The following is a 22,067-nucleotide window of genomic DNA, read 5'->3' as shown; positions in this document are numbered from 1 at the left end:
GGCGGGTCCCGGCGACCGCAGGGGCAGGCCGGCCGGTCCGGCGAGGAACGGGCTTCTCGCCACGTACGCAGGCGCCGCCCGGGGCCGAGTCTGCTCGAACCTGCTCCGGCCTGCTCCGGCCTGCTCGGGCGAGGAGTTCCCGCTCGGCCCGGGGACCGCCCCGAACGCCACCCGACCCGGGACCGACGCCCGCCGGACCCGCTCGCCGCCGGAGACCGTCGAAGGTCGTCGAAGGCGGTCGAAGGAGCCGTCGAACGGCCGGCAGCCCTTGCGCGGCCGGCGCGCGAGCCGACAGCATCGAGCGTGGAAAACGCTTCCCGAGCGGGGGTCCCATGAGGCTGTTGGCGGTTCTGCTGGTGCTCCTCGGCGTGGTCACCGCCCCCGCGAGCGCCGGACCCCGGCACCAGGTGGGCTACGACCGGTACTCGCTGACCGTCGACGGGCAGCGCGTCCTGCTGTGGGCGGGCGAGTTCCACTACTTCCGGCTGCCCAGCCCCGACCTGTGGCGGGACGTGCTGGAGAAGATCCGCGCCGCCGGGTTCAACGGCGTGTCCCTGTACTTCCACTGGGGCTACCACTCCCCCGCGCCCGGCGTCTACGACTTCACCGGCGTGCGCGACATCGACCGCCTGCTGCGCCTGGCCGACGAGCTGGGCCTGTACGTGGTGGCGCGCCCCGGCCCCTACATCAACGCCGAGACCACCGGCGGCGGGTTCCCGGCGTGGCTCAAGACCGTGCCGGGCCGGGCGCGGTCGAGCGACCCCGGCTACACCCGCGCCTACCGCGAGTGGCTGGACCGGGTGAACCCGATCCTCGCCCGGCACCAGGTCAGCCGCGGCGGGTCGGTGATCGCCTACAACGTGGAGAACGAGTACGCGGTCAACGTCGACCCGGAGTACGTGGTCGACCTCCAGGACCGGGCGCGGGCGGCCGGCGTGGACGTGCCGATCGTGCACAACAACTGCTGCGGCGGCTACCTGGCGAACTGGTCGTCCGGCCGGGGCGCGGTACAGATCCCCGGCGTGGACGACTACCCGGTCGGGTTCGACTGCCGCGCGCCGGACGCGTGGGGCGAGGCGGAGGGCGTGACGCGCAGGCTGCGCGAGGACGCCCCGGTGTACGCCGCCGAGTACCAGGCGGGCGCGATCGACCTGCACGACGCGGGCTACGGGGCGTGCCGCGACCTGACCGGGCCGGACTACATGAAGGTGTTCCACAAGACGAACCTGGTCACCAGCGGTGCGACGATGTTCGGCTACTACATGACGTTCGGCGGCACGTCCTGGGGTTGGCTGCCGCAGCCCAACGACGTCTACACCTCCTACGACTACGGCGCGGCGATCACCGAGTCGCGCGGGCTGACGCCGAAGTACGACGAGTTCAAGCGGCAGGGCTACTTCGCCGCCACGGTGGCACCGCTGACCAAGACCGACGCCTCCGACGCGCCCGCGCCCGCCGACCCGGCCGTGGCGACCCGGGCCCGGGCGAACCCGGACACCGGGACGCAGTTCGTGCTGGTCCGCCACGCCGACCACCGCTCGTCCGCCGACGTGGCGACGACCCTGGACTGGGCCACCCCGGACGGCCGCTACCGGGTCCCGGTCCGGGTGCGCGGCCGGGACGCCAAGGTGCTGCTCGCCGGGTACGACCTGGGCGGGCAGCGGCTGGTGTGGTCGACCTCGGAGCTGCTGACCCACACCGACGACGGCGGCCGGGACGTGGCCGTGCTCTACGGGCGCGCCGGCGAGCAGGGGTCCGCGGTGCTGCGGTACGCGTCCGCGCCGACCGTGCGGGTGCTGGCGGGCGACGTGCGGTCGTCGTACGCGGACGGCGACCTGCGCCTGGACTACCCGCACACCGGCCTGGCGCGCGTGCTGGTCTCCGGCGGCGGCCGGCGGCCCGCGCTGCTGCTCCTGGGCACCGACGAGGAGGCGGCGAAGTTCTGGCGGCTGCCCACCTCCGCCGGTCCGGTGCTGGTGCGCGGCACGGCCCTGGCCCGCTCGGCGGAGGTGCGCGGCGACCGGCTGCACCTGCGGGCCGACACCGCCGAGGCCGGGGACGTGGAGGTGTTCGCGCCGGTCTCGCGCCTGTCGGTCGGCGGGCGGGCGGTGCCGGCGCGGCGCACGCCCGCCGGTTCGCTGGTCGCCCACCTGGCCGGCCCGGCACCCGTGCGGCTGCCGGAGCCGGGCCCGTGGGGGTACCGGCCGGAGCAGCCGGGCGCGGGCACCGGCTGGACGACGGCCGACAAGACCACGACGGAGAGCCCGATCAAGCCCAGGGACCTGCCGGTGCTCTACGCCGACGAGTACGGCCACCACAACGGCGCGGTCCGGTACCGGGGCGAGTTCACCGCGACCGGCGCCGAGACGACAGTGACCCTCAACGCCATCACCGGGCGGCGCGGCATCTACCTGGTCTGGCTCAACGGCCGGTACCTGGGGTCGGCCGCGGGCGGCACGGAGGCCGACGCGGAGCCGGTCAACCCGGACGCGGGGCGCGGCGAGTTCGCCGTCCCGCCCGGCCTGCTCGTCCCCGGCGCGCCGGCCACCCTGTCGGTGCTGGTGGAGAACATGGGCCACAACGACGACTGGACGGCCGACGACACCCGGTTCAAGCAGCCGCGCGGCCTGATCGGCGCGACCGTGGCGGGCGCGGGTCCCGTCACGTGGCGCATCAGCGGCTCGCGCGGCATGGACGAACGGGGCCCGCTCAACACCGGCGGCCTGCACGGCGAGCTGTCCGGCTGGCACCTGCCCGGCGCCGGCGGCGACTGGCGGCGCCCGCCGTCGCGGGTCGAGCCCGGCGTGTCCTGGTACCGCACCACCTTCGCCCTGGACCTGCCGCGCGACCACGACGTGTCCCTGGCGCTGCGCTTCGCCCCGGCCCGCGGCTACCGCGCGCTGGTGTTCGTCAACGGGTGGAACGTGGGCCAGTACCTCGGCGACCTGTCACCGCAGCGCGACTTCGTGCTGCCGAACGGCGTGCTCGGGCGGCACAACGCGCTCACCCTCGCCGTGATCGCCACCGAGCCGGTCACGCCCGGTCCGGTGGAGCTGGTCGCGCTGGGCAACCACCGGACCGGCGGGTTCTGACCGTCAGCCGGTGGCCCGGACCGCGGCGAGGATGAGGTCCGCGACCTCGTCGGGGCGGGACACCGCGACCGCGTGCGAGCCGTCCACCTCGACCGCGGTGGCGCCCAGGCGCTCGGCGGCGGCGCGCTGCGAGTCCGGGTGGATGGCGTTGTCGGCCGTGGCGACGAGGAACCACGAGGGCAGGGTGCGCCAGGCGGGTTCGACGGACAGCGGCTCGGTCAGGGCGCGGGCCGCGACCGGGCGCTGGCTGACCGCGGCGGTGGCGGTGAAGTCGGCGGGCAGGTCGGCGGCGAACACGCCCGGGAACGCGTCCCGGCGGATGGTCAGCTCGACGTCGGTGCCCTGGCCGTCGGGGAACCGGTGCTGGACCAGGGACGTGTTCAGCTCCACCGGCGGGAAGCCCTCGACCGAGCCGAGCGCGCTCTCGCCCTTGTCGATGCCGAACGAGGCCACGTAGACCAGCGCCTTGGCGTTCGGGGCCCGCGTGGCGGCGTGCGTGATGACCGGGCCGCCGTAGGAGTGGCCGACCAGGACGACCGGGCCGTCGAGCTGGTCGACCACGCTCGCGACGTAGTCGCCGTCGTGGGCGAGGCCGCGCAGCGGGTTGCTCACCGCGAGCGCGTCCACGCCGTGCGCCCGCAGGCGGTCGATGACCCGGGCCCAGCTCGAGCCGTCCGCGAACGCGCCGTGCACCAGGACGACGGTGGGGTTCTCGCTGCTCATCGTGCTCTCCTCCGTGGGTTGGTACGGCTAAAGCTAGTGAGCGATTAACTTGTGCACAAGTTACTTGTGTCGTGATCAATGGCACACGTGTCACCATGGGGGCCCGGGAACAGCCGCGCGGCGGAGGGGTGTTGGCATGCAGATGCACTCGGACGAGACGGTCCCGGCCGTGGACGACATGCTGTGCTTCGCCCTCTACGCCGCGTCCCGGGCGGTCACCTCCGCCTACCGGCCGCTGCTCCAGGAGCTGGGCCTGACCTACCCGCAGTTCCTGGTGATGCAGGTGCTGTGGCGGCACGGGGCGATCTCGGTCAAGGAGCTGGGCGACCACCTCCAACTGGACTACGGCACCCTGACGCCGCTGCTCAAGCGGCTGGAGGCGGCGGGGCTGGTGACCCGGCGGCGGCGGGCGGACGACGAGCGGTCCGTGGAGGTCGGGCTGACCGAGGAGGGCCGGGCGCTGCGCGGGTCGACCACCGACATCCCCGTCGCGATCGGCGAGGCGATGGGGCTGACGGAGGACGAGGTCGACCGGCTGCGCCTCTCGCTGCGGCAGCTGACCGACAACGTGGTGGCCCACGGGACCACGCCTTGAGCAGCAGCTCCGCGGTGGCCGGCAGCACCCCGCGCGGGGTGGCCGGGTCGGTCACGCGGCCGTCGGAGAAGACGGTCGGCACCGACAGCACGTCGCCGTGCGCGACCGGGCCCCGGCACAGGTCGGTGCCGTCGAACGCCCCGCAGCAGCCGCAGCCCGCGCCCACCCGGCCGGGAGCGGCCTCTCGACCGGCGCGGTGACCCGGAAACGCCGGCTCCTCCCCGGCCACCGGGGCGGGAACCGGCGATTACCCGGACGGCGGGCGGTGCGCGTGATCACTACCGTGGTGGGAGACGGTCGACGAGGAGGTCAGGTCCATGCCCCGTGCGCGCTCCAACGGCATCGAACTGGAGTACGACACCTTCGGAGATCCGGCCGATCCGACATTGGTCCTGGTCATGGGCCTGCGAGCGCAGATGACCTCGTGGGACCCGCGGCTGTGCGACCTGCTGGCGGCGGAGGGGTTCCACGTCGTCCGGTTCGACAACCGCGACTGCGGGCTGTCCACCCAGTTCGACCACCTGCCCGCGCCCGACCCGGTGGCGATCGCCGCCGGTGACCGCGCCACGGTGCCCTACCTGCTCGCCGACCTGGCGCTGGACCTGGTCGGGCTGCTGGACCACCTCGGCGTCGAGCGGGCCCACCTGGTGGGCGCGTCCATGGGCGGCATGATCGTCCAGCAGTGCGCGATCGACCACCCCGAGCGGGTGCTCAGCCTGTGCTCGATCATGTCGACCACCGGCGACCGCGAGGTCGGCCAGGCCACCCCGGAGGCGCGGGCCCGCCTCGCGCAGCCGCCGCCCACCAGCCGGGAGGAGGCCGTGGAGGCCGCGGTGGCGACGTGGAAGGTCGTCGGCTCGCCCGGCGGGGAGGCGGACGAGGAGCAGGTCCGCGCCAGGGCCGCCGCGGCCTACGACCGCGCGTTCCGCCCGGCCGGCGGGCTGCGGCAGTACGCCGCGATCGTCGCCTCCCCCGACCGCACCCCCGGGCTGCGCGGGCTCCGGCTGCCCGCCCTGGTCGTGCACGGGATGGCCGACACCCTGGTCGCGCCCAGCGGCGGCCGCGCCACCGCCGCGGCCATCCCCGACGCCGAGCTGCTGCTGGTCGACGGCATGGGGCACGACCTGCCGCCGGCCATCTGGCCCACCCTGGTGCGCGGGATCAGGCGCAACGCCGACCGCGCGGCCTGAGCTTCGGCGGGCGGGGGGTCGGGCCGCCGCTCGCGGGCGGGGCGCGGTGGTGGCCTGCGGTCCGGCGGTCGAGGGCTGTGGCTCGCGGGCGGGGTGTGGCTGCGGTGCGTGGTCCGGTGATCACGCGCCGCGGTCGGCGGGTGGGTCGCGGTCACCACCGACGTGCGGCGATCGGGCGCGCCGCGGCCCTGAGGTGGGTTACGGTCGCGTCATGACCGCGTCCGCGCAGGAGCCCGCCGAGGGGGTGGACCCCGTCGCGGGCGAGCACCCGGTCAGCTCGACGATCTTCGCGCTGGCCCGCTCGCACCGGGCGCTGGCGGCCTCGCTGCTGGCCGACCTGGGCCTGTTCCCGGGCCAGGAGCTGATCCTGATGCGGCTGTGGACCCGGGACGGCCGGTCGCAGAAGCAGCTCGCCGAGGCGCTGGGGCTGGACCACTCGACGATCGCGAAGTCGGTCCGGCGGCTGGAGAACGCGGGCCTGGTGACCCGCACCGCCGACCCAACGGACGCCAGGGTGCGGATCGTGTCCCTCACCCCGGCGGGGCGCGCGTTGGAGGAGCCGACCAGGGCGGCCTGGGCGGAGCTGGAGCGGGCGTCGACGCGGGCGTTGACCGAGCACGAGCAGGACCTGTTCGTCGAGCTGGCCCGCAAGGTCGTCGGCCTGCTCGGCTGACCCGGTTGTATGTTGCGGGCGTGCAGATCATCGCCGACGTCCTGACCGCGCTCGTCGCGGCCGTCCACGTCTACATCGTCGTGCTGGAGATGTTCCTGTGGACCACGCCGCGCGGCCGGGCCGCGTTCGGCACCACCGCGGAGTTCGCGGCCGAGACCAAGGTCCTGGCGGCGAACCAGGGCCTCTACAACGGCTTCCTGGTCGCCGGGTTGGTCGTCGGGCTCGTCGCGCCCGACCCGGTCGGGTTCGCGTTCACCGCCTTCACCCTGGTCTGCGTCATCGTGGCCGGCCTGTACGGCGCGGTGACGGCGAGCCGCCGCATCCTCTTCGTGCAGGCCGTGCCCGCCGCGGTCGCGCTGGTGTTCGCGCTCCTGGCGCGCTGAGGGCGGGCTACCGGTCCGGGCGCGCCAGCACGGTGTAGGCCAGCGGCCGCTCGCCGTCGACCACGTGGTGCGGGGTGAACGACAGCTTCGCCAGCAGCCGCCCGGAGGCGGTGTTGGCCGGGTCGTACCGGGCCACCAGGAGGTCGGCGTGCCCGCGGGCGAACACCTCGGCGACGACCGCGCCGGTGGCCTCGGTGCCGTACCCGCGCCCCCAGGCCCCGGGCACCACCCAGTACCCGACCTCCACCGCCGGCACGCCGATCCCCGAGTCCTCGCCGGACCGCCGGGTCACCGCGACGAGCCCGACGAACGCGCCCGTCCCGTCGTGCGCCGCGAGCCACCCGAACCCCTGCCGCCGCCAGTGCTCCAGCACCTCCCGGTGCCTGGTCGTCACGGTCGACTCGCTCCACGGCCTCCCGTCGCCGACGTAGCGGACGATCTCGGGCAGCACGGCCAGGGCGCGCAGCTCCGCGAGGTGCTCGGGTGCCCAGCGGCGAAGTTCCAGCCGCTCGGTGCGGGCCCAGGGTTCGTTCGAGGTCATGCCCTCATTGACGCACACCGCCCGGGGGCGGCCCTTGCCCCTGGCGTGCTCCTCGGCCGGCGGCGGGGGTTCGGCGGCTCGTGCGGCTCGTCCGGGTGGAGGGCGGCACGTCCCGGGTGCCCCCGGGAGGTGAGTCGGGCCGGGTGGCAACCCGGCGGGGTGCGTCGGACGGGGGCGAGTCGCCCGAGACGGGGTTCACCACCGGCGGCAGCGGGTAAGTCCTCGCGTGTCAGCCTGCTCCGGCAGTGGTTCGTGCTCCACGAGGTGATGTGGCCGTGTCCCCCCAACCGCAGAACGACAGAGCCCAGGGCGTGGACGAGGCCGTCCTGGTCCGCGCCCTGGACGAGACCTCCCTCCGCGAGGTCCGCCACCTCGTGCGCGTCCTCCTCGACGGCCGTGCCGGCGTCGCGGTCGACGACGCCGTCCTGGTGACCGACGAGCTGGTCAGCAACGCCCGCCGGCACGGGGAACCCCCGCGCACCTGCCGGCTGGCCCTGGTCGACGAGGCGCGGCGCCTGCGGGTCGAGGTGGACGACACCTCCGCCGAGGAGCCGCGGATCCGCACCCCGGACGAGTCCGGCGGGCGCGGCCTGGTGATCGTCGACACCCTCGCCGAGGCGTGGGGCGTGCGGCACCACCCCGGCGGCAAGACGGTGTGGGCCGAGGTGGTCCTGGACCGGCCCGGCGGCGGTCGCGCACCGCACCTGTCCTCGGCCGCGACCTGGGCGGAACGCCCTTGAGCCGCTGCCGGCGGCGGGCGCATCCGGTAGCGTGCGGTGGCGTGGAGGACCGATCCGACGGCGGCGAGCCCGCCGCGCTGCGCGTCGACCGCCGGGTCGTCGACGGCACGACGGTCGTCGCGATCGCGGGCGAGATCGACCTCGACGGGGAGCCGACCGTGCGCACCGCCCTGACCGACGCGATCGACGAGAGCACCGGGGACGCCTGCGTCGTCGACCTGGTCGCCGTCACCTTCCTCGGCTCGGCGGGCCTGACCGCGCTGCTCCAGGCCGCCCGGCACGCGCACGAGCGCCACCGGTCGCTGCGCATCGTGGTCGACGCCAACCGGCCGGTCATCCGCCCCATCGAGATCACCGGCCTGGACGACGTGCTGCGGCTCTACCACTCCGTCGACGAGGCGCTGCACTCCCACGCGCGCCCCTGACGCCGGTCACCGCACCCGGTCACCGACCTCCGCGCCGATGCCGCCACCGCCGACGCGCAGGTCGCCGTCCTCGTCCGCCACGCACGACGCCTCGCGGTCGGGGGTGCCCAGGAACTCGCCGATGCAGCGGGCGAACTGCCGGTGCCCCTCGGCGTTGGGGTGGAAGGACTCGACGCTGGCGTGCGCGGCGCGCTCGGGGTCGCCGAAGGAGTCCCAGTCCAGGGTGAGCCGGGTGAACCACTCGCGGCCCGGGTCGTTCCCGCCCGCGCACGCCTCGCGACCCCGGCCAGCCTGGGAGAAGTCGAGGAAGCGGGCGTCGGCGCGCCCGGCCGCCTCGCGCAGGGCCTCCGCCATGGTGCCGACGGCGTGGTCGCGGATCCAGGCCAGGTCCTCGTTGCGGAAGGGGCAGGCGCTGAGGTTGCGCAGCTCCTCGGGGATGTCGGGCGCGACCGGTGAGGCGTAGGAGAGCAGCACCAGCTGGTAGTCGCCCTCGTCGTACCCCACCTGCCCGAGCGCGGTGCGGATGTCGTCGAGCGCGTGGACGACCTTCGGCACCACGGCGTCCAGGCGCTGCGCCCAGTCCTGCCGGACCGCGTCCCGGCACGGCGGCCCGAGCGAGATGCGGGCGTTCACGCACTCGGACATCAGGCGGGAGAAGCGGGGGTCGTCGTTGGCGCCGATCGCCACCACGACGGCCGCCACGCGGTTCGTCCGCGCCAGCTCGCCGAGCTGCCGCGCCTGGCTGGGCTCGGTCCACTGCGCCGTGCCGTCCAGCAGCACGTCGTCGGTGGAGGCGCCGGAGCAGGCCAGGTTGACCCGCGCGTCCACGCCGGGCACGTCGATCAGGCCGACCGCGGCGTGCGACGAGCGGTGGCACCAGTTCCCGCCCGCGCCGTCGGTCTCGGCGGAGTAGTCGCCCGCGCCCTCGCCGGACAGGGTGCTGTCGCCCATGGTCACCACGGTCAGCGGCCCGGAACCGGGTGGTCCGGGCACACCGGGCTGCCCGCCGGCGTCCGGGAACACCAGCGCGGCCAGCCCCACCACGACCGCGCCGAACGCGCCGACCAGCCAGTACTTCCTGCGGATCACGTCCGGCACCCCCGGTCCGCCGCACCGGGGGACGCCGCCACCGGGCGCGGGGCGCGGTGGACCGGGGCCCGGCCCGCACCGACCACCGCGTCGTCGCTCGACACCTGCACGGCCCACCTCCACGGCCACACCGCCCGGCGCCCGGCCGTACTCCGGTCACCTGCTCCGCACTCGGCATGCCCGCGAGCGCGGAACCCCAACCGACGCAGGGCGTCTCTCACCCGTTCGTGGACAACGTGGACGGTCGAGCCGTTCCACAATGGATGCGGCTCCTGCGTCGGGCACCCTCGTCACCGACCGCGACCCCACATCCGAGACGGCCGCGGCTCGGATCGTCGACGCGCACCCCGTCCGCCCGGTGGTTCCACCAATTGGAACGAGGACCACTCGCGTTGTTTGCGCGCCGGAGCGGGAGGGCACTCGGAAGTGACCCACTGCCGCGACCGGAGGTATGACGGTGTCACCCTCGGTGAGCGAAAACCTGCTGGCCGGCCGCTACGAGCTCGCCGAACCCCTCGGCACCGGGGGCGTGGGCGCGGTCCGCCGCGCCTGGGACACCGTGCTGCGCCGGTACGTGGCGGTCAAGCTGTGCCGCCCCGGCGTCGACCCCGAGGTCCGCCTCCTGGCCGGCCTGTCCCACCCCGGCCTGGTCGCCGTCTACGACGCCGACACCGACGCGGGCACCCCGTTCGTCGTGCTGCAACTGGTCGAGGGCCGGACCCTGCGGGAGCTGGTCGACGGCGGCCCGCTGCCGCCGGACCGGGTGCGCCGGCTCGGTGCCGCGCTGGCCGACGCGCTGGCGCACGTGCACGACCACGGCCTGGTGCACCGCGAGGTCGAGCCGGCCAACGTCCTGGTCGACGACGAGGGCAACGCGCACCTCGCCGACTTCGGCCTCGTCCAGGCGGCCGACACCGGCTACCTGGCCCCCGAGCAGGTGCAGGGCGGCGAGGTCGACCACCGGGCCGACGTCTACGCCCTGGGGCTGGTGCTGCTGGAGTGCCTGACCGGGCGGCGCGAGTACGACGGCGGCGAGGTCGAGGCCGCCGTCGCCCGCCTGCACCGGCCGCCGGTCGTGCCGGAGGACCTGCCGCCGGACCTGGCGGGGCTGCTGGCGCGGATGACCTCCGCCGAACCGGGCGGGCGGCCGACCGCGCACGAGTGCGCGCGGGTGCTGGGCGCCGTCCCCGCGGTGCCCGAGCCGCCCGCGCCCGGCCGACCCGCGGCGCTCGACGTGCCCACGGCGCTCGACCTGCCGGTGGCGGGCGAGCTGCCCGTGGCGCTCGCGCGGCCCAGCGAGGCGGCCCCGCGCCGGCGGCCGCCGTGGCGGACGCTCGTCGCGTCCGCCGGCGTGCTGCTGGGCGCGTTCGCCATCACCACGGCCGCGACCACGGGCCAGGACCCGGCGACCTCCGCCCCGAGCACCAGCACCCCGCCCGCGCCCACCGCGCAGCACAGCGCCACGCCGCAGGTCGAGGACAACGCGCGGCGCGAGCTGGTGCGACCGCAGATCGTCGTGACGGTGCAGGTCTCGGGCACGCCGCGGCAGACCACCACGGCGCAGCCCGCGCCCCCGACCGAGGACCCCACGGGGACCACCGCGGTGGAACCCACGACCGCCCCGGTGGAGACCGAGGTCACCACCACGGCGGCGCCCACCACGACCGAGCCGGAGCAGGAGACCTCGACACCGGTGGTGCCGCCCTCCGAGAGCTCCGAGGGCACCCCCGAGCCGGTCGAGCCCACCTCGCCCGCCGAGTAGCCCCCGCTCCGGGGATCATGGCGGGGTGTCGATCGAAGAACACTCAACGGGCGGCGAACCGTACGCCATCACCACCGGCCCGGACGGCGCGCTGTGGTTCACCTCGGTCCACAGTGGTCGGATCGGGCGACTGGTGCCCGGCGGCGGGGTCGCGTTCCACCGGCTCGACCCGGGGTCCGGGCCGACCGTCATCACCACCGGCCCGGACGGCGCGCTGTGGTTCACCGAGTACCGGGCGCACCGGATCGGCCGCATCACCACCGACGGCGCCGTCACCGGGTTCCCGCTGCCCACCGCGGACCGCGGGCCGTTCGGCATCGCCGCCGGACCGGACGGGGCCCTGTGGTTCACCGAGACCACCGCCGACCGGATCGGCCGCATCACCACCGACGGTGCCGTGACGGAGTTCCCGCTCCCGCGCACCGGCGCGTTCCCGTCCGCGATCACGGCCGGGCCCGACGGCGCCCTGTGGTTCACCCTGAACCAGGCCAACGCGATCGGGCGCATCACCACCGGGGGCACCGTCGAGCTGCACGACCTGCCCACCAAGGCCGCCGCGCCGGTCGGCATCACCGCCGGACCCGACGGCGCCCTCTGGTACGTCGCGATCGCCGCCGGCCAGGTCGGGCGCATCACCACCGACGGCCGGACCACGGAGTTCCCGCTGCCCGACCGCGCCGGCCGGCCGCACGCCATCACCCCGGGCCCCGACGACGCGCTGTGGTTCACCGAGTGGGCCGGGAACCGGGTGGGCCGCATCACCACCGACGGCGCCGTCGAGCTGCACGACCTGCCCACCCCCGGCAGCGAACCGCACGGCATCACCACCGGCCCCGACGGCGCCCTGTGGGTGGCCCTGGAGAACGGCACCCTGGCCCGCGTCCCGACGACCGCCTGATCACCCGCGTGTTCCCGCGTCGTCCTGGGTAACCGGGAGCGGAGACCCGATCAGGAAGGAACACGGATGGCTCAGCACGTGCGCGACCTGATGACCCGCAACCCGGTGGCCCTGACCCCCGACACCCCGGTCCGGGAGGCGGCGCGGGCCATGCGCGACCAGGGCATCGGTGACGTCCTGGTCGTCGAGGGCGACCGGGTCCGCGGCATCGTCACCGACCGGGACATCGTCGTCCGGGGCCTGGCCGACCGCGACGACCTCTCCGGCTGCCGCCTGGCCGACGTGTGCAGCGACCGGCTCGTCACCGCCACGCCGGACGAGGACGTCGACGTCGCGGTGACGCGGATGCGCGAGCACGCGGTGCGCCGCATCGCCGTGGTGGAGGGCGGTCGACCCGTCGGCGTGCTCTCGCTCGGCGACGCCGCCGTCGAGAAGGACTCGCTGTCCGGGCTGGCCGACATCAGCGCCGCCCGCGACAACAACTGACGCCCGGGGGGCCGGCGCGAGCCGGCCCCCGGACCCCGCTCAGTTCACCCCGGGCATCGGGGCCTGCTGCTTCTCGTGGACGATCGTGCCGAGGTTGACGCGCTTGTCGTACTTCGGGCTGTACATCGAGTTCGGGATCGTCTCGTGCAGGTTGATGCCGGGGTTGCCGTTGCGGTAGACGCCCTCCGCGGACATCTTGTACGCCACCGGCACGGTCCGCTTGCCCAGGTACACGGGCGTCACCTCGTACTCGATGATCTGCTTGCGCCGCACCGCGGCCATGACGTCGTTCTCGAACGACAGCATGTTGCGCGCCATGTTCCGGTCCCGGCCCGACGGCGCGTTGGCGTTGGCGTTGGCGGTCCGGCTGCACGTGGACAGGTTCCGCGTGTCGGCACCCGTGCCGCCGAACTGGCTGCCCAGCAGGTGGCACCGGTTGATCCAGAACTTCACCTCGGGGTTGGCGCCGTGGTGGCCCGCGGTCGCCTGCGCCCAGCGGAACCCCGGCGGGTAGACGCTCGGCGCGCTGCCCTTGGTCAGGTTCTCCAGCACCAGGCACGCCTCCACGCCGGTGGCGCGGTTGCCGTTCTTCTTGTCCAGCGGCTTGTAGTCCGGCGTCGGCAGGGTGCTGCGGCAGTCGCCGTCGTCATCGTCATCCCCGGTGCCCGGCTGGGGTGCCGGGCTGCCCGAGGGCGACACCTGCGCGGCGGTGGACACGTTGCGCTGCACCTGACCCGCCCGGCGCACGGCCGCCTGGTAGATGGCGTCCGTGTCGGCCTTGACGTCGTCGACGACGTCGCGGATGGTGCCGACCTTCGTCGCGGGCGACTTCGGCGTCGACGACACCGGCTTGGGCATGGTCAGGACCGGCTGGGTCGCGGCCGGGTTCACCGCGATCGGGTTGTTCTTGGCCACCCGGGCGTTGTCGGCGCGCGCCTGGTCGGAGATCGCCTTGGCGCGCAGGTACGCCGCCAGTGCCGCCGCTGCCGCGGCCGCCGCCGCGTCCACGCCGCTCCCGCCGGGACCGCCACCCGGACCGCCGCCGCCACCGGCGCCGGTGCCGGGGTCGACCCGGGTGCCGCCGATCGGGTACGGGAACCGGCCGCTGCCGCCGCACTGCTTGGTCCACGAGTGGGTGTCGCAGAACTGCTGGTGCACCGAGGGCGGGTTGGCCTGGAAGCCGGGGCTGAAGTACACGTCGCACGTCACGCCGTACCGGCCCGTGCAGGAGCTGTCGCCCAGCGGGGTGGGCGCCATCACGCTCCAGAAGGCGTTCCACGGCGAGACGAACTTCTTGGCGCGCCAGCCCCAGCCCGCGCCCTTCTTGACGCCGCCCCAGAGCTTGCCCCAGGACCACCCGCCGCCACCACCGCCGCCGCTCTTGGTGCCCGGCTTGGGCCTCGGGGGCGCGATCGGGCCGCCGAAGTGGCCGGTGGGGTCGGCGTTGGCGACCGGGTCGCCGGAGCCGTAGGCGTAGCGGTTGGCGCCGGTCGCGGAGCCGCCGCTGGTGTCGGCGCTGTCGCGGGAGGCGAACCCGCCGGTGGCCGGGTCGTACCAGCGCACGCCCATGTCGACCTGGCCGCTCGACTGGTCGGTCCAGTCGCCCTGGAAGCCGAGCGAGCCGGTGTTGCCGGTCCGGCCCGTCACCTTGCCGAACGGGTCGTAGCCGGTGGAGTCGGGCAGCGCGGCCAGGGTGCTGTCGGCCGGGTCGAACGCGGCCACCACGTCACCGTGGGCGTCCTGGAGGGCCAGGCGCTCGGTGGTGCCGCGGGCGGTGGCCAGCAGCTCGTCGCCCGCGCCCCGGGCGTAGGTCTCCGCGCCGTCGGAGACGACCTCGTCGGCCAGGCCCGCGTAGCTGAACCGGGTGCTGTTGCGCGTGGCCACCCGGTCGAACCCGTCGTAGGTGTAGGTCAGCGCGCCGGCGCCGGTCATCCGGTCGAACGCGTCGAAGGAGTACCGGGTGGTGCCGGAGGCGCCCGTGCGGGACCGCAGGGTGCCCCTGGCCGAGTAGGTGTAGGTGTTGTCCCCGTCGGAGAGCAGGCGGTTGCGCTCGTCGTAGGTCGCGACCTTGCCACCCGCCTTGACCCGGTTGCCCGCGTCGTCCCAGTCGTAGGCGGTGGTGGTGCCGCCGAAGGTGGTGCCGGTGAGCCGGCCCGCCTTGTCGTAGCCGTAGCTCCACTGCCCGGCGCCCGCGACGCCCGCCGTGGTCTTGGTGGCCACGGTGTCGTCGGGGTTGAAGGTGTAGCCGGTGGAGGCGACGGCCTGCTTGGCGGCGTTGGTCAGCACGTCCGAGGTCAGGCGCCCGAGGTCGTCGTAGCCCAGGGTGCGGACCCGGCCGGCGCCGTAGTCGAGCGTCTTGACCATCCCGGCGGCGTCGTAGCCGACCCGCTGGGTGGCGCCGGTGATGCCGTCGACGGTGGCGACCAGGCGCCCCTTGGTGAAGGTGAACGCGGTGGTGCCGGCGGCGTCCTGGCGGCTGCTGGGGTTGCCGTCGCCGTCGTAGCGGAACTGCGAGGTGCCGCTGGGGCCGGACGTGGCCAGCAGGTTGCCGCGGTCGTCGTAGTCGTAGGTGTCGGTGCCGCCCGGCGCGCTCACCCGGGTGACGTGGTCGGCCAGGTCGTAGCCGTAGGTCCGGTCGACCGTGGCGGACTCCGCGCCCGTGCCGGTCTCCGAGGACGCCCGGTTGGCGGCGTCGTAGACCCGCTTCCGGCCCACCCCGCCCGGCGCGGTCAGCGACACCGGGTTGCCGGCCGCGTCGTACCCGACCGTCCAGGTCCGGTCGGCCGCGTTCGGGTGCGCCGCGGTCGCCGGGTCCACCGTGGACTCCGGCAGGCCGAGGGTGTTGTAGGTGGTGATGGTGCTGTTGCCGCGCCCGTCGGTGTAGCGGGTGCGGTTGCCCGCCGCGTCGAAGCCGAACGACGTGGTGACGCTCCTGCCGTCGGCCACCGGCTCGGTCTGCCGGACCAGCCGGTTGGCCGCGTCGAAGGCGTAGGTCTCCACGACCTGGTTCGGGTCGGTCACCGAGATGACGTTGCCGACCTGGTCGCGGCCGTAGGTCCAGCCGCGCAGGGCCGTGCCGTCGGCCTTGAGCGACGTCTCCGCCACCTCCTCGCCGTACTGGTTGTAGGTGGTCCGGTCGGTCCGGCCCAGCCCGTCGGTGACCCGGACCCGCTGGCCGGCGAAGTCGTAGCCGAGGTGGAGCTGGACGGAGTTCGGGTCGACGACCTTGACGAGCTGGTTGAGCGCGTCGTAGGTGTTGGTGGTGGTGGCACCGGTCGGCGCGGCGGTGGTGACCGCGTTGCCCGCGTCGTCGTAGGTGTGCCTGGTGGTGAACGCGGCGGCCGCGGGTCGGCGCTCGACCCGCGTCGCGGTGACCTGGCGGTCCAGGTCGTCGTAGGTGGCCTCGGTCCGGGCGCCCAGCGGGTCCGTGGTGGACAGCACCCGGCCCGACCTGGTGTAGGTGTACGAGGTCACCGCGCGCTCGTCGTTGGTCGACCCGGGCACGTCGACCTCGACCAGCCGGTTGAGCTGGTCGTAGGTGCTGCGGGAGACGTTGCCGCGCGGGTCGACGACCTCGACCACGTTGCTGTTGCCGTCGTACTTGGACACCGTCGTCGGCGTGACCGCCTGCGTGGCGCCGGGCGCCTGGTAGGACGGCGCCGCCGCGCTCACCACGCGGCCGAGCCGGTCGTAGGTGGTGCGGGAGACCTGGCCCAGCTCGTCCTTGACGTCGACCGCGCCGCCGAAGGTGTCGTAGCCGGTGGTGACGGTCGGGGTGACCGTGGTGGCGGGGTTGCCGCCGCTCTCCGCCGCGACCGGCGCGCCGGTGGCGGTCACGAGCTGCCCCAGCTCGTCGTAGCCCGCCCTGGTGGTGAACGCGGCGGGGTCGGCGCCGGCGACCAGGCCGCGGGCGTCGGTCTCGCTCACCGGCAGGCCGCGCCGGTCGTAGGCGGTCCTGGTGACCCGGGTGCCGGCGCCGTCGAAGACGGTCTCCTGCACGACGTTGTCGTCGTCGTCGTAGTCGTAGGTGACCTTCTGCTGGTCGTTGGCCACCGCCCACGGCACGTTGGAGGGCTTGCCGGTCATCGTGACGCTCTTGATGTTGCCGTTGCCGTCGTAGGTGAACGCGTTGGTGCGCGCCAGGCCGCCGGGGTCGAGCACCGCGGCCTCCACCCGGCCGAGCCGGTCGACGGTGTTCTGCACGACGGTCCGGCCGTTGTCCACGACCTGCCTGACCGGGTTGCCGGCACCGTCGTAGGTGTTCTCCTCCAGCACGAAGTCGCGCGTGGTGCCGTCGGGGTCGTGGAAGTTCTTCAGCACGGTCCGCTTGAGCAGGCCGTCGTCGTAGTACTGGTACTCGGTCCGCCTGCCCATCGCGTCGGTGGTGCTCGCCAGGCGCCCGGCGAAGTCGTAGCTGTACGAGTTCAGCACCAGGTGGTCGCGCGAGAGGGCCGGTGCGCCCGGCGGGTCGCTGCGCCAGTTCCGCAACCGCACCTCGGCCAGGCTGTTGCGCGCGGTGTAGGCGTAGTCGTAGCGGTTGCCGTTGGGGTCGGTCCTGGAGGTGACGTTGCCGAAGTCGTCGTGCTCGTAGTGGGTCTCGTTGCCCTCGGCGTCGGTCACCGTCCGCGGCCGGCCGTGCTCGTCGTAGGTGGTGGTCGTGACGCGCGCCGGGTCGTTGCCCAGGGCGTCGGCCGTCTCCACCCGGGTGAGGTTGCCGTCCTCGTCGTAGGTGTTGGTGACCCGCTGCTGGTGCTTCACCCCGGTGACCGCGTTGGTCGTCACCGGTCCGGTGCTGACCAGCGGGCGTGACGCGGCGTCGTAGGTGAAGGTGGACGACACGCCGGCCGGGAAGCTGTCCGAGATCTCCTTCTGCGAGGTCAGCCGGCCCAGGGCGTCGTAGCCGAACTCGGTCACCAGGCCCGCCGGGGTGGTGACCCGGGCCAGGTCGCCGTTGGCGAAGTACGCGTACCGGGTGGTCTTGCCGCGGGCGTTGGTGGTGCTCTCCAGCAGCCCGGCGGGCGGGTTGCCGCCGTTGACCGCGGGCTCGGCGCCGGTGGTGTACCTGCTGGACGTCGAGCTGCCGTCCGGCCCGGTCTGCGAGGCGAGCTGGCCGCTGGGGTGGTAGGTGTACCTGGTCAGGTAGGTGTTGTCGGTCGCGCCGGCGGACCGGCCGTCCCTGGTCTCGACCGGCTGGTCGTTGCGCGGGTCGAACCGGTTGGTGACCGTCGCCGGGTAGGTGGTGTAGGAGGTGTGGCACTCCGCGTCGGTGCGGCAGGTCTTGCGCGAGGTGACGTTGCCGCGCGCGTCGTGGGTCATCGTGGTGGTGTCACCGTTCTCGTCGGTGACCGTCTTCAGGGTGCCGTCCTCGTCGTAGCCGAAGGAGCGGATGCTCACGCCGTCCACGCCGTAGCGCACGAACACCGGGCCGCCGGAGTCGTCCGGGATGACCGTGCAGAACGCGGGGTCGTCGGGGTCCGGCTTGGAGCACTGCCGCACCGGCTCGCCCGGCGTGGGCACGGGCTCGCCCGGCGCGTCCTCCGACCGGGCCTCCAGGCCCAGCGGCAGCCCGAAGCGCAGCAGCCGGCCGCCGAGGGCGTCGAACTCGTAGAGGCTGGTGCGGTTGGCCGGGTCCAGCACCTCGACGCTGCGGCGCAGGTCGTCGTCGCCGCCGAACACCGTCGGCGCGCCGACCCGCCAGGTGCCGCCGTCGTCGTCGGTGTACTCCTTGACCCGGTCCAGGCCCACGTCGTACTTCACCGCCGCGCCGACCCGCTTGCTGGGCAGGACCACCTCGGCGAGCTGGTCGGCCTGCGCGGTGCCGGCCCTGTGGTGGGCGGCGACCTGGGCCGGGCCCAGCGGGCCCGCGTAGAGCGCGACCTCGTCGATCGAGCCGTTGTAGAACCGCTGCGGCGTGCTGCCCCACGCGGGCCAGGTGCCGGTCGCGTGCGCCGCGCCGAGCTGGTTGAACGTCAGCAGGGTGTGGTCGACGGTCCGGCCGGTGGCCTCGCCGACCTCGGCGCCGTCCAGGTACAGGGTCTGCGTGGAGCCCATCGACGACAGCACCGCGTGGTGCCACTTGCCGTCGTTGACCGCGGTCGCGGAGGTGATCGGCGCGACCGAGCCGCCCGCGAACTGGCCGCGCAGCTTGCCGTCCGTGCCGACGTAGAGCACCGGCACGCCGGTGGTCGGGGTCGTGCCGAGCGCCTTGTCCTGGTAGCCGAGCAGCGGGCCGCCCGAACCGGTGGGGTTGTTGCGGAACCACAGCTCGACCGCGCCGTCCCGGCTCTTCTTCAGCGCGCCCTTGGGCAGCTCCACGGTCGAGGACGTGCCGTTGAACGTCGCCGCGGTGTCCGAGGTGCCCGCGAGGGGGCCGGTGGTGCCCAGCGCGGCGTTCTTGTACGTCGCGGTGTCCTTGCCCAGGTTGACCGCGACCTCGCTGCCCGCCTGGGTGCCCTCGGACTCGCCCAGCCGCCAGTACGACTCCGGCCGGCCGTCGAGCACGGTGCTGCGGTAGTGCGACCCGGCGGTGTACCCGTAGGTCGTGCACGCCGTGGCACCGGGCGCGCACACCTCGTTCAGGACGTCGCCGGTGTACTTGTAGGTCCAGGTCAGCGGGGTCCCGTTGAGCGGGTCGGTGCGCACGGCCGTGACGTGGTTGCCGGTCCAGGTGAACGACAGCGCGCGTCCGGCGGTGTTGGTCTGGCTGTTGGACACCTGGGCCTTGGTGAGCCTGCCGTCGGTGCCGTAGCTCAGCACGACCGAGCGGGCGGAGACGTCGGTGATCCTGGTGAGCCGGCCGGTGGGCGCGAACTGGTAGGTGGTGCCGGACTTGTCCAGCAGCTTCCAGGACGTGCTGTCGGCGGTGAGCGAGGCGACCCGCCCGGACGGCGCGGCGTAGGTGCCGTCGGCGTTGCGGCCGAACCGGACCGCCTGGCCGTCCGGGTAGGTCACCACGACGTTGCCGGAGCCGTCGTCGTCGGGGACCAGCTCCACGTCGTACCCGGAGGTCCAGCCGGCGCCGAACATGCCGTCGCGGCGCGGGTCCAGGCTGTTGTAGGTCCGGGTCACGGTCAGCTGCGGTCCGACCGTGGTGACGGTGGCGTCGACCGCGGCGGTGGTGTAGTTGCCCGTCTGCGGGTCGAAGTCCTCCTCGGACAGGCCCAGCGGCGAGGACGAGACGCGCGAGGTGACCTCGGGCTGCGGCACGTGGGTGAGCAGCGTGGAGTACGGCGAGGCGACCTCGGTGGTGGCGTCCTTGACGAACGCGCGCCACTTGTACGCCTTGGACCAGCTCAGCGCGCCCGCGGCGGGGGTCCACGCGGTCTTGGCCTGGTAGCCGGAGTTCACGCAGTTGACGGGCTTGTCCTGCGGGTCGCGCTCGCAGATCTCGAACTTGAACTGGAGCGACGAGCTGGGCGGCGCGTCGACGTCGAGCGCCCGCGCCCACAGCTGCGGGGTCAGCGTGGGTGCCTGGTAGCCGTTGACCGGGAACAGCTCCTGCACCACCGGCGGGATGTCGAAGACCTGGAGCACGACCCGGGCGGGCGGCACCTGGTGGTCGGTGAACACCGGCCCGCCGGCCTTGACCATGGTGAAGTCGAGGAAGTACTTGCCCGGCGGCAGCGCCTTGATGGTGGCCTCCAGCGTCACCTTGCCGTTGCGGGGCACGGACGCGGGCAGGTTGGCGGCGCGCTGCTGGACCACCGACGCGCCGCTGTCGGCCTTGTAGGCGCGGTAGGCCAGGTAGTAGCCGCTCTGCGACCACGCCTCGGCGCTCTTGTTGGTGACCGTGACCTTGACCTTGCCGTCCTGGTTCTGCAGCACCGGCGGGTTGGGGCGCGGGTCGGTCAGCTTGTAGGTCGCGTTGTACGGGCTGTGCGTCACGTACAGCTTGGGCGGGTTCGCCCGCGCCGGGCCGACGAACTTCTTGCGCCCGGGGCCGCGCAGGGACAGGCCGTTGTTGGCCTGCTCGCCGTTCACCCAGCGCTGGACCAGGTCCCGGCCGCCCGCGCCGAGGTTGAACAGCTCACCGGCCGTGGGGCACGCCGAGGAGGACTCGCCGAACGCGATGTACCCGTGGGCGAAGGACCTGCTCGCCAGCGCGCCGCCGACGGCGGGACCGGGGTAGCCGCCCTGCCACTGGGAGTCCCACGACCCGGTGACCGGGTGCACGGTGACCGGGCGCGGGGTGCACGACTCGGCCTCGAAGTTCACCACCCACAGCTGGGCGCCGAAGATGGTGTGGTTCCTCAGGCGCTCGACCAGGTTGCCGAACCGGACGTAGGCCGCCGCGTCCGGGCCGGTGGCGAACTCGTCGCCGCCCGGCGAGGAGGTGCCGCCCCGCACGTACATGCTCATGTCGGCGGCCTCGCCGGTCACCGGCAGCTTGACCGTGGGGTCGACGGCGACCGGGAAGGCGCGGGCCGGGTCGCGCAGCCAGGCGGGGTCGACGGTCAGTTCGAGGTCGGTGCCGGAGAGCCGGTAGGAGACGGCGGTGGAGGTGGCGCCGTTGGCGTCGACCATGGAACCGGGCGGGATCACGGCCCGCTGCGCGCCCGCGGCGTCGGTGAAGACCACCTGGCCGCCGTCGACGCGCGGGGTGAGGTTCTGGAGGCGCAGCGGGAAGGTGAAGGAGGTCGGCGCGTCGGCCGCGGCCAGGACGAGCGTCTCCTTGACCCCGCCGGGCAGCGACTCCAGCTTCAGGTCGACCTTCGGCCGGACGCCGGCGTAGGTGACGGTGCTGCCGTCGACCGCGCCGGCGGAGGCGGTGGCACCGGCGAGGGTGTAGGACACCGAGTGGTCGTCGTCCACGGTGAGCGTGACGAGTTCGTCGGCGCCGGACTTCGGGGCGACGCGGACGTCGACCTCGTCGGCGGCGTTGTGCCAGCCCTTGCCCGGGTCCCCGACCAGGCGGGTGTCGATGGGCACCCACTTGCCGTCGCGGTCCCGGTAGTTCAGCCTGGCGCCGGAGAACTCGGTGGTCTCGGTGCCGTCGGTGTTGGCGTAGGTGCGCTCGTACTCGGTGCGCGCCTCGGGGATCTCCGTGCTGGTGGCGGCGTCGAACCCGCGGTGCTCGGGCGCGGGCGCCTCCACCTCGGCGGCGGTGTTCTCGACCTTCTGCTCCCAGACCTGCCTGGGGTAGCGGCCGCGCAGGGTGTCGGGCAGGGTGCGGTTGGCCGGCTTGCCCTCGGTGTGGCCCGCCGTCGCGCTGTCGGCCGCCGTCCCCCAGCGCTGTTCCGGGCCGTGGGCGGTCGCGGACCCGCCGCCGGGCGGTCTCGTGGTCGTGCTGTCCCCGACCACCGCGCCGGCGACCAGCGCGACCACGAGGCCGGAGGCGACGAGCTTCACCGCGCCCGCGCCACCCGGCAACCACAGCAACCCGACGAGCCCGGCCTTGCGGCCCCTGTGACGGCGCACGTGTCCCCCAGTCGTCCCGGCCGCGTCCCCTCGCTCGGACGCGGGCCGCGCAG

At 74.3% G+C, this 22,067-nt stretch carries 15 protein-coding genes; 11 read left to right on the top strand and 4 right to left on the bottom strand.

Going from position 1 to position 22,067, the window contains the following annotated elements:
* The first annotated feature begins 332 nt into the window (after positions 1-332).
* Positions 333-3,092, top strand: coding sequence for a beta-galactosidase (locus EKG83_RS17670; protein ID WP_051766548.1), 2,760 nt, complete (start codon positions 333-335; stop codon positions 3,090-3,092).
* A 3-nt stretch (positions 3,093-3,095) separates the two neighbouring features.
* Here the strand turns inward: EKG83_RS17670 and EKG83_RS17665 are convergent, their stop codons facing one another.
* Positions 3,096-3,815 carry an alpha/beta fold hydrolase gene (locus tag EKG83_RS17665; RefSeq protein ID WP_033433739.1) on the bottom strand — a complete coding sequence of 240 codons (720 nt, stop codon included), beginning with the start codon at positions 3,813-3,815 and terminating at the stop codon, positions 3,096-3,098.
* Between the two features lie 142 nt (positions 3,816-3,957).
* Between EKG83_RS17665 and EKG83_RS17660 the strand changes: the two genes are divergently transcribed.
* The 5 genes from EKG83_RS17660 to EKG83_RS17640 all read left to right on the top strand — a co-directional run bounded on the left by EKG83_RS17660 (position 3,958) and on the right by EKG83_RS17640 (position 6,656).
* Positions 3,958-4,410 (top strand): MarR family winged helix-turn-helix transcriptional regulator, encoded by a 453-nt coding sequence (locus EKG83_RS17660; RefSeq protein WP_084716884.1) that lies wholly within the window; start codon positions 3,958-3,960, stop codon positions 4,408-4,410.
* Complete coding sequence (locus tag EKG83_RS17655; RefSeq protein WP_033433737.1) at positions 4,407-4,610, top strand: hypothetical protein; 204 nt, start codon at positions 4,407-4,409, stop codon at positions 4,608-4,610. Before EKG83_RS17660 ends, EKG83_RS17655 begins: the two co-directional genes overlap by 4 nt.
* 117 nt (positions 4,611-4,727) lie before the next feature.
* Positions 4,728-5,600 (top strand): alpha/beta fold hydrolase, encoded by an 873-nt coding sequence (locus EKG83_RS17650; RefSeq protein WP_033433736.1) that lies wholly within the window; start codon positions 4,728-4,730, stop codon positions 5,598-5,600.
* Positions 5,601-5,811: 211 nt separating this feature from the next.
* Positions 5,812-6,273 carry a MarR family winged helix-turn-helix transcriptional regulator gene (locus tag EKG83_RS17645; protein ID WP_051766547.1) on the top strand — a complete coding sequence of 154 codons (462 nt, stop codon included), beginning with the start codon at positions 5,812-5,814 and terminating at the stop codon, positions 6,271-6,273.
* A 20-nt stretch (positions 6,274-6,293) separates the two neighbouring features.
* Positions 6,294-6,656 (top strand): DUF1304 domain-containing protein, encoded by a 363-nt coding sequence (locus tag EKG83_RS17640; protein WP_033433735.1) that lies wholly within the window; start codon positions 6,294-6,296, stop codon positions 6,654-6,656.
* 7 nt (positions 6,657-6,663) lie between these two features.
* Here EKG83_RS17640 and EKG83_RS17635 read toward each other — a convergent pair whose 3' ends face one another.
* Positions 6,664-7,197, bottom strand: coding sequence for a GNAT family N-acetyltransferase (locus EKG83_RS17635; RefSeq protein ID WP_033433734.1), 534 nt, complete (start codon positions 7,195-7,197; stop codon positions 6,664-6,666).
* 275 nt (positions 7,198-7,472) lie between these two features.
* Between EKG83_RS17635 and EKG83_RS17630 the strand changes: the two genes are divergently transcribed.
* Positions 7,473-7,937: an ATP-binding protein gene (locus EKG83_RS17630; protein WP_170191918.1), complete on the top strand. Its 465-nt coding sequence runs from the start codon at positions 7,473-7,475 to the stop codon at positions 7,935-7,937.
* Positions 7,938-7,978: 41 nt separating this feature from the next.
* Complete coding sequence (locus tag EKG83_RS17625) at positions 7,979-8,362, top strand: STAS domain-containing protein (protein ID WP_051766545.1); 384 nt, start codon at positions 7,979-7,981, stop codon at positions 8,360-8,362.
* A gap of 6 nt (positions 8,363-8,368) precedes the next feature.
* On the opposite strand, the gene EKG83_RS17620 is transcribed toward EKG83_RS17625, so the two are convergent.
* Positions 8,369-9,451, bottom strand: a complete 1,083-nt coding sequence (locus tag EKG83_RS17620) for a GDSL-type esterase/lipase family protein (protein WP_228122654.1) — start codon at positions 9,449-9,451, stop codon at positions 8,369-8,371.
* A 469-nt stretch (positions 9,452-9,920) separates the two neighbouring features.
* On the opposite strand from EKG83_RS17620, the gene EKG83_RS17615 reads away from it, so the two are divergent.
* From EKG83_RS17615 to EKG83_RS17605, 3 genes are all read left to right on the top strand, one after another.
* A complete protein-coding gene (locus EKG83_RS17615; protein ID WP_051766544.1) occupies positions 9,921-11,213 on the top strand; it encodes a serine/threonine-protein kinase in 1,293 nt (430 codons plus the stop codon).
* 25 nt (positions 11,214-11,238) lie between these two features.
* Positions 11,239-12,111: a Vgb family protein gene (locus EKG83_RS17610; protein ID WP_033433733.1), complete on the top strand. Its 873-nt coding sequence runs from the start codon at positions 11,239-11,241 to the stop codon at positions 12,109-12,111.
* 66 nt (positions 12,112-12,177) lie between these two features.
* Entirely contained in the window at positions 12,178-12,597 is a 420-nt protein-coding gene (locus EKG83_RS17605; protein WP_033433732.1) for a CBS domain-containing protein, read from the top strand.
* A gap of 39 nt (positions 12,598-12,636) precedes the next feature.
* On the opposite strand, the gene EKG83_RS17600 is transcribed toward EKG83_RS17605, so the two are convergent.
* Positions 12,637-22,014 carry an RHS repeat-associated core domain-containing protein gene (locus tag EKG83_RS17600; protein WP_051766543.1) on the bottom strand — a complete coding sequence of 3,126 codons (9,378 nt, stop codon included), beginning with the start codon at positions 22,012-22,014 and terminating at the stop codon, positions 12,637-12,639.
* Positions 22,015-22,067 lie beyond the last annotated feature (53 nt).

The organism is Saccharothrix syringae (assembly GCF_009498035.1).
Taxonomy (GTDB): Bacteria; Actinomycetota; Actinomycetes; order Mycobacteriales; family Pseudonocardiaceae; genus Actinosynnema; species Actinosynnema syringae.
This window is presented reverse-complemented; position numbering and strand designations above follow the sequence as displayed.